At 29.9% G+C, this 7,491-nt stretch carries 7 protein-coding genes; 4 read left to right on the top strand and 3 right to left on the bottom strand.

All coding sequences use genetic code 11. The annotated features are described in order from the left end of the window. Positions 1-47: 47 nt before the first annotated feature. The 3 genes from HMPREF3046_RS05245 to HMPREF3046_RS05255 all read right to left on the bottom strand — a co-directional run bounded on the left by HMPREF3046_RS05245 (position 48) and on the right by HMPREF3046_RS05255 (position 2,983). Entirely contained in the window at positions 48-923 is an 876-nt protein-coding gene (locus HMPREF3046_RS05245; protein WP_070717186.1) for a cation diffusion facilitator family transporter, read from the bottom strand. 180 nt (positions 924-1,103) lie between these two features. Further along, positions 1,104-1,484, bottom strand: a complete 381-nt coding sequence (locus HMPREF3046_RS05250; RefSeq protein WP_070717189.1) for a GtrA family protein — start codon at positions 1,482-1,484, stop codon at positions 1,104-1,106. A 2-nt stretch (positions 1,485-1,486) separates the two neighbouring features. Next, positions 1,487-2,983: a hypothetical protein gene (locus HMPREF3046_RS05255; protein WP_070717194.1), complete on the bottom strand. Its 1,497-nt coding sequence runs from the start codon at positions 2,981-2,983 to the stop codon at positions 1,487-1,489. A gap of 150 nt (positions 2,984-3,133) precedes the next feature. Here HMPREF3046_RS05255 and HMPREF3046_RS05260 point away from each other — a divergent pair, with 150 nt between their 5' ends. The 4 genes from HMPREF3046_RS05260 to HMPREF3046_RS05275 all read left to right on the top strand — a co-directional run bounded on the left by HMPREF3046_RS05260 (position 3,134) and on the right by HMPREF3046_RS05275 (position 7,435). Then, positions 3,134-4,279: a glycerate kinase gene (locus HMPREF3046_RS05260; RefSeq protein ID WP_070717197.1), complete on the top strand. Its 1,146-nt coding sequence runs from the start codon at positions 3,134-3,136 to the stop codon at positions 4,277-4,279. A 15-nt stretch (positions 4,280-4,294) separates the two neighbouring features. Next, a complete protein-coding gene (locus tag HMPREF3046_RS05265; protein WP_070717200.1) occupies positions 4,295-5,014 on the top strand; it encodes a hypothetical protein in 720 nt (239 codons plus the stop codon). A gap of 140 nt (positions 5,015-5,154) precedes the next feature. After that, positions 5,155-6,351, top strand: coding sequence for a putative multidrug effflux MFS transporter TcaB (locus HMPREF3046_RS05270; RefSeq protein WP_070717204.1), 1,197 nt, complete (start codon positions 5,155-5,157; stop codon positions 6,349-6,351). A 472-nt stretch (positions 6,352-6,823) separates the two neighbouring features. Then, positions 6,824-7,435: a C39 family peptidase gene (locus tag HMPREF3046_RS05275; RefSeq protein WP_070717207.1), complete on the top strand. Its 612-nt coding sequence runs from the start codon at positions 6,824-6,826 to the stop codon at positions 7,433-7,435. Positions 7,436-7,491: the final 56 nt, after the last annotated feature.

Here is a 7,491-nt window from a genome sequence, read left to right on the forward strand (position 1 = left end):
TTAAGTTCCCATTTTAAGGGTTCAGTGCCTATACTCTCGCTCTTTTTTTATTTCTCATCTAATGTATTAGGTTCTGGATGAACATATACAGAAGATATACCGTTATTTTCTAAATGTGTTTCTACTCTATCGCAAATATCATGCGCTTCTTGTAATGATAAATTTGCATCAACTACAATCGTTACATCTAAAAAAATGCTACTGCCATGATAACGTCCTTTTACATTCTTTACTTCTCTTACATCTGTAACTTCTTGAATAAGATTTCGATATTCTTCTAAATCTTGTTCCTTAAATCCATCACTCAATGTAAAAATTGAATCTTTAAATATTCCAAACCCAGTATAAATAATTAAACACCCTAATACAGTGGCAAGTATCACATCAATGATGGGTAGACCAAATTGTGTAAATAATAATCCAATAGCAGTACCAATACTGACTAAACCGTCAGATAAATTATCTTTTGAGGCCGAGTCTAATGAGCTACTTTTAGTTTGTTTTGCAAGCCTATGATTAATACCATAAACACCAATCATAATGACACCACTTATTATACTAATAATAATCGTAATAAAATTTGGAATATGTTGTTCATTTGTCAAAATTCGAGGTGCATTTTCAATCACTACTTGTATACCTACAAACATAATAATGAATGATACGAGAAGCGTTGAAATATTTTCAGATTTTAAATGACCATAAGGATGATTTTTATCAGCTGGCTTAATTGAAATCTTTAACCCCACAATAACAGCGATAGATACAACAATATCAGTCATATTGTTCAATGCATCTGCTCTTACAGCTGCTGAATCGTACACATATCCAGTGATATATTTTGCAACAGATAAAATGATATAAACAACTAAACTTAAATAAGCGCCTCTTTGCGCCAATTTAAGATTTTCGTTTTGGGTCATATTTAATTAACCACCTTAAACACTTAGTATTAATAGTATGTACTATCAAAATTTGAATTACAATATTTTTTTATTTCTATCATTTTTATAAAAATAAGCTAATTATTATTTTAGCCAAGCCTAATTTACTATTTATAAAAAAAGAGCTAGAAGTACACAATTCTAGCTCTTTCCTAAATTTTAGTCTTTTAAAATCCACTTAGATAATATAAAAGTAATTGGAATCGTAATGATAAGTCCTACAAACGGTGCAATTTCAGAAGGGAAATGAAACCATCTTACAAATATATATAAAAACAAAGATTGCATTCCCATATTTACTACTTGTGTTAATGGAAAACTTAAAAATTTCTTAAGGGTTGGTTTAACTCTATAAACGAAATAACAATTTAAATAATAAGAAATAATAAAACTTACTATAAATCCAATAATATGACTCACCATATAGTGAACGTGTAATAATTTTAATAAAATAAGATACACTAAATAATAATCAAGTGTATTAATCCCGCCCACTATGACGAATTTGATTATTTCATAGTGCGTTTGTTTTAACTTCATAGTTAATCTCCTCTGTCTTCTATTACATTAATATCAAACGGCAATATTTTAAGTTTTTTATTATTTGAAATTTGATAGTACTCTTTGAAATTTTCCTTTGCGATTTCTTCAGTTGGAGTCATTTCATAGAAATATGTCTCAAATGGCAAATGTTTTACAATAATTTCATTTCTATGTTGATGAATTTGAGTTTGAATATTATTTAATCTAGCTTCATATTTAAAATGCACAATCGTAAAAATAGCCATAAATACGAATAATGAACATCCTGCACAAATTTTAAGCATATTATCATAGCTTTGTTTTAAAGTATGTAATTCAGTAACTAAAGTAATCAATATCACACACCACATTATATAGACAATAAAGAAGTGTTGAGAAGTTACCTCTGAGATGAAAAAGATAGGTATCGCACTTAAAACAATAGAAATAAAAGCGGCTATTAAAATGGTACGATAGTAGCTATCTGTAACTATAATAAAACTAGCCATACTTATACTGACGAAAAAGCTAAAACATATTAAGAAATTAATTAGACCATAACTTGTAATCAATGTTATTTGATTAAAATTAAAGGGTTCAAAAATAAAAATCTTGTATATAGGCAATGCAAGTATGCCAATCATTAATAACATTTGTCTGATTTTAGAAAACCTTTGAAAGCGAGTATTTTTTATAAGTAACCCAATTATAACAATCGCAATCATAGACACTATGACAATATGATTAAAAAACATATAATGTGGAAGGTCATTTAATATTGTAACTCTTAATTTATGAACATAACCTAAGCCATCAATGTGTGCTCTCATTGCTTGAATCTCACTCAGATAATTAATGTACGTCTGGTTAATCAACATTATTAATGTACCACATAATGATAATAGAAACCCTATTAATAAATTAAAATTAATTTTACGTTTTAACATAAAATAAGCCATTAATGTCGTGAATAAAGCTAAATTAACAAAAAAAGTTAATGATTCAGCAAATAATTGCCCACTGAAACAACTTATCCAAAACAAAATGATATTGTACATTTTTAGTTCATCTTTTGTAAATAAAATTTTACTTATAAAACAAAAATGATAGAGAACACATATCATTCCAAAAGCATAACTAAAAAAGTAGCTAAAGCTTCCATAACTCTCTGAAAAAACTGAATTAGGTATAATAAGTAATAAAATAGTGGTAAGCATGAGATGACGGATTGAAAATGTTTGGCGTATCAATTTGAGTATTAATAAAATAATGCTTACGGATATTATTGAATACATGATCATACGTAATATTACCGAACGCACTGCTACAAGCTCAATTAAATTACTAATATAACGTCCATTCAAATTATCAAAATGATGATAAAAGGTCCTTAAGCCTTGATGACTTCCAAAAAACCAATCGTTTCCATGTAAAGGAATGATTAAACCTAAGTAACCGTAAAATAATAATAACCCTATGACCCAGATGTAAAATTCGTGTTGTTTAAAGTTAGACATTTACACTACTCCTCCACTACAATAATGTTAAATTATAGTGTTTAATCAATTCTATTTAATTAAATACCATTATATACTTTTTTTATATTTTAAACATTAAATCATTTTAATTGAGTTTTTTACTTATAATTTTAATCGGAAGTGATTTCATTGAACATAAATAAAATTGTGATTGCACCAGATTCATTTAAAGAGAGTATGTCTGCTAAACAAGCTGGATTAGCTATAGATCGAGGTTTTAAAAATATATTCGGTGATGCGCTTAAAACAGAGGTTATCCCTATGGCAGATGGTGGCGAAGGTACAACCGAAGCTTTAATAGAAGCATTAGATGCGACAATTCATAGCATTAAAGTACATGACCCACTATTTAGAGAAGTGACTGCATCTTATGCTCGTTCTAGAGATAATCGTGTGGCTATTATTGAAATGGCAGCAGCTTCTGGATTAGATTTAATTCATACGGATGAACGTAATCCTTTAATTACTACGACATTTGGCGTTGGCGAATTAATTAAAGATGCTCTAAACCATCATGTGACTAAAATTATATTAGGTATAGGAGGGAGTGCAACAAATGATGGTGGTAGTGGTATGCTGACCGCTCTTGGCGTAAAATTTCTAAACTCTGATAATGAAGAAATTGAACTTGGTGGTGACGCTCTTGCCCATTTAACCCATATAGATGCGTCACATTTAGATTATAGATTAAACGATGTTACCTTTGAAGTGGCTTGTGATGTTACAAATCCATTATTAGGTCCTAATGGTGCAACATATATTTATGGACCACAAAAGGGAGCAACGGAAAAGATGATACCAAAGTTGGATTCCGCACTCGCAAATTATCATCATATGATAGAGAAAGCATATCATATCAGTGTTAAAGATATACCTGGTGCTGGAGCTGCCGGTGGATTAGGAGCTGGTATTCTCACTTTCTTCAATGCATCATTATCTAATGGCATCGATATTATCTTAAAAGAAACGCAGTTTCTTCAAAGAATTAAAGATGCCGATTTAGTTATTACAGGAGAAGGAAAAATAGATATACAAACGATTTATGGTAAAACGCCTATTGGGGTGGCAAAAGCATCCAAACAATTCGACTTACCTGTGATTGCGATATGCGGTAGTTTGGGGAAAAATTATCAAGCCGTATATCAACATGGAATTGATAGTGTGTTTAGCATTATAGAAACGCCATCAGAACTACCCTATTTATTAGAAAATGGAGAACGATTCTTAACACAAACTGCTGAAAATATTGCTCGATTAATTAAGTTAAATGATTAAAAAGAGGTGAAATCTATGAAACGTACTGAAAAATACAAAGACTCATATCAATACGATGATCAATACCAACAACGTAATCAAAAAAGTCGCGAGCATCAACAACGTCAACAGAGACATCAAAATGAAGAAAATTACAGAAGAAATGAACCGCGTCATGAGTATCATCAAAATCAAGGCGATTATGATGAAAATGCTAATCGTTACTATAACGATCGTGACTTTAGACGTGAACAATTACTTGAAGAAGAGAATGAAAAAAATAAAAAATCAAAACGCTGGTTAATCGCTATTATTGCAATTCTTCTTTTAATTATTGGAATTTTTGCGACTAAATCTTATATTGATCATAAAAATGAATCGGAAAATAAACAACAAACTTATAATGCAACAAATGATGTATCTAAAAATTATCAACAAGAAGTTCAAAATCAAAGCGATAATATCAAGAAACAAGTTGAAGATGCAAAAAATGATATTAAAGATAAAATAGACACTGAATCACGTCTTAGACAAATTCAATCTCAAATTGATAAATTAAAAAATAATGAAATTACTAAAGAAGATTCTAAATTAACTCAATTTTATCAAGACCAAGTTAATAAATTAAAAGAAGCAAATAATGCACAACAAAACAACGCAAATGAAAACAAAGTGAATGCGTTATTAGATGATGTCAATAATAAAGTAGATGATATCAAGAAAAAACTAAACAGTATTCTTGGTAATAATAATTAATAGTCTGATATATTGTGATAAATTTCAGCTCTAAAAAGAATGATTAAATCAATCTTTTTAGAGCTTTTTATATTTGAAATTACATATTTCCTCAAAAACCTATATAATGTACATTGCAAATCTTTTCAAGGAGTACAATTATGCATAACTCAACACATACTAAATTGCCGATGCTATTGCTTATCGTTCTAGGAACAATGACAGCATTTGGTCCAATGATTATAGATATGTATTTACCCGCTTTACCAGCAGTTCAGCAACAATTTCATACATCAACGTCAAGCATACAACTTACCCTATCCTTCGCAATGATTGGTCTAGCGCTTGGACAATTTATATTCGGACCTTTATCAGATGTATTCGGTCGAAAAAAAATTGCACTCATTATTCTTAGTGTATTCGTTTTAGCTTCATGTGGTGCAATATTTATTACAACATTTCCAATATTTTTATTGATACGTTTGATACAAGGATTAACTGCCGGAGGTATTATTGTTATCGCTAAAGCTTTCGCAGGAGATTATTACCAAGGAAATACGCTAGCTAAATTTCTTGCTTCTCTTATGGTTGTAAATGGTATAGTGACTATTTTAATGCCATTACTTGGGGGTTTATCGCTGTCTCTTGGCTCATGGAGAATGATCTTTGTTATTTTAACAGCTATTAGCATGATCATGTTAGGTGGCGTTACTTTCAATATGCCGACCACACATCATTCTGAACATGTTACTTCCAATTTTAAACATATATTTTCTGACTTTGGACGTTTACTTAAACGACCAAGATTTATTATTCCAATGTTTTTGCAAGGATTAACTTATGTTATGTTATTTAGTTTTTCATCTGCTTCGCCGTTTATCACTCAGAAAATATACCATATGACACCCCAACAATTTAGCGTAATGATTGCAATCAATGGCATTGGTTTAATTGTTGTGAGTCAAATCGTTGCTTTGCTTGTTGAACGTATACATCGTTTTAAAATCTTAATTTATTTGACTTTTATTCAACTTATTGGTGTACTTCTCATTGTATTTACTTTGATATTACAAGGTCCATTGTGGCTTTTATTAGTCGCTTTCTTTTTAAATGTTTGTCCTGTCACTTCAATCGGACCCTTAGGATTTTCAATGGCTATGGAAGAACGTACTGGTGGAAGTGGAAATGCGTCTAGTTTATTAGGTTTGTTTCAATTTATCCTTGGTGGCTTAGTGTCTCCTTTAGTCGGTCTTAAAGGACAATACAATGTAGTCCCTTATATCACAGTAATTCTTATCACAGCAATTCTCATCGTTTTACTTCAATTTTTATATTTTAAAAAATATCAACGTATCTAATATATTCTTATATTAATAAATGTAATCTAACATCCATTTTTAATATAATCATCGACCACCAATATATTAAAACAATTGTTGATATGCTCCCTTCAAAGTAGACATTAAAAAATTAAAACTTTGAAGGGCATTTTTTATGTCTAGTAAATATAAAATTGAAGCCAATATATTATGCTACGTTTTCCAAGAATATGAAAAAGGGATGTCTTTTTAATATATAATCGGATGATTACAGTTAGATATTAATACCTTATACACGAAGTATAAAAATTATAAAATTATTGATATTAATATCCTTTGATCACAAACTAAAAATGAATATATACCTAAAACGATATCCATATTTTAGTAATACTATTTCTTAGTAAATAATATTCAAATAAAGAATTCAAATGATTATACGCTACTCTAATCAAGGTATATAATAAATTTACTTTAAAACAATGCTTTACTGTCATAAAGGAGAACGTTAATGAATAAAAAATTATTATCTGTTACGCCTAAAAGTCAACTTTTTCCAATCCCTATGATTATGGGTTGTGAAGGTGTTTCTGCAGCTATGTTATTACAATATAATCATCATAATATTAAAGCTACTGATATTATGAAACATTGGCCTACTCATCCAAATAATCCTTATAAAGGCTATGTTGGTCATCATTTACTTGTTAAATTTGGTCATCACCAAACGATTTTCCCTTCTGCTTATGTTCCATATTTACAAACATTTGATGCACGTATCGTAGATGGCACTGGTACTAATTTAGAGGAACTAGAAACTGTGATTGATCAAGGACAACCGGTTCTTATGTATCATACAAGCTTAGGTCAAAAGCCTTCACGTAAAACGTTTAAATTTGATAACCATACACGTCAGCTTGTGTCTAACATTCACGTTACATTACTTATTGGATATGACGACACACATTACTATTATATTGATCCTTTATGGAGTCACTTTTTAAGAAAAGTAATTGTGCCTGCATTAGTACCTAATCGCTTCCAAATTATAAAAATAAAAAAAGAATTCATGGAGCGTAGCTTTAACGCCCCTGGTAAAATATGCATCTATGTAAAACCATAAATTAAAAGAGCAAGAAGCGACTTCTGGCACTGAACCCTTAAAATGGGAACTTAATA

This window comes from Staphylococcus sp. HMSC070D05 (assembly GCF_001815595.1).
Lineage (GTDB): Bacteria > Bacillota > Bacilli > Staphylococcales > Staphylococcaceae > Staphylococcus > Staphylococcus hominis.

What these genes read in the sequence shown, in the direction of transcription:
- HMPREF3046_RS05250 (WP_070717189.1), bottom strand. Translation starts at nt 1,484, where the DNA reads ATGAAGTTAAAACAAACGCACTATGAAATAATCAAATTCGTCATAGTG.
- HMPREF3046_RS05275 (WP_070717207.1), top strand. Translation starts at nt 6,824, where the DNA reads ATGAATAAAAAATTATTATCTGTTACGCCTAAAAGTCAACTTTTTCCA.
- HMPREF3046_RS05245 (WP_070717186.1), bottom strand. Translation starts at nt 923, where the DNA reads ATGACCCAAAACGAAAATCTTAAATTGGCGCAAAGAGGCGCTTATTTA.
- HMPREF3046_RS05265 (WP_070717200.1), top strand. Translation starts at nt 4,295, where the DNA reads ATGAAACGTACTGAAAAATACAAAGACTCATATCAATACGATGATCAA.
- HMPREF3046_RS05270 (WP_070717204.1), top strand. Translation starts at nt 5,155, where the DNA reads ATGCATAACTCAACACATACTAAATTGCCGATGCTATTGCTTATCGTT.
- HMPREF3046_RS05255 (WP_070717194.1), bottom strand. Translation starts at nt 2,983, where the DNA reads ATGTCTAACTTTAAACAACACGAATTTTACATCTGGGTCATAGGGTTA.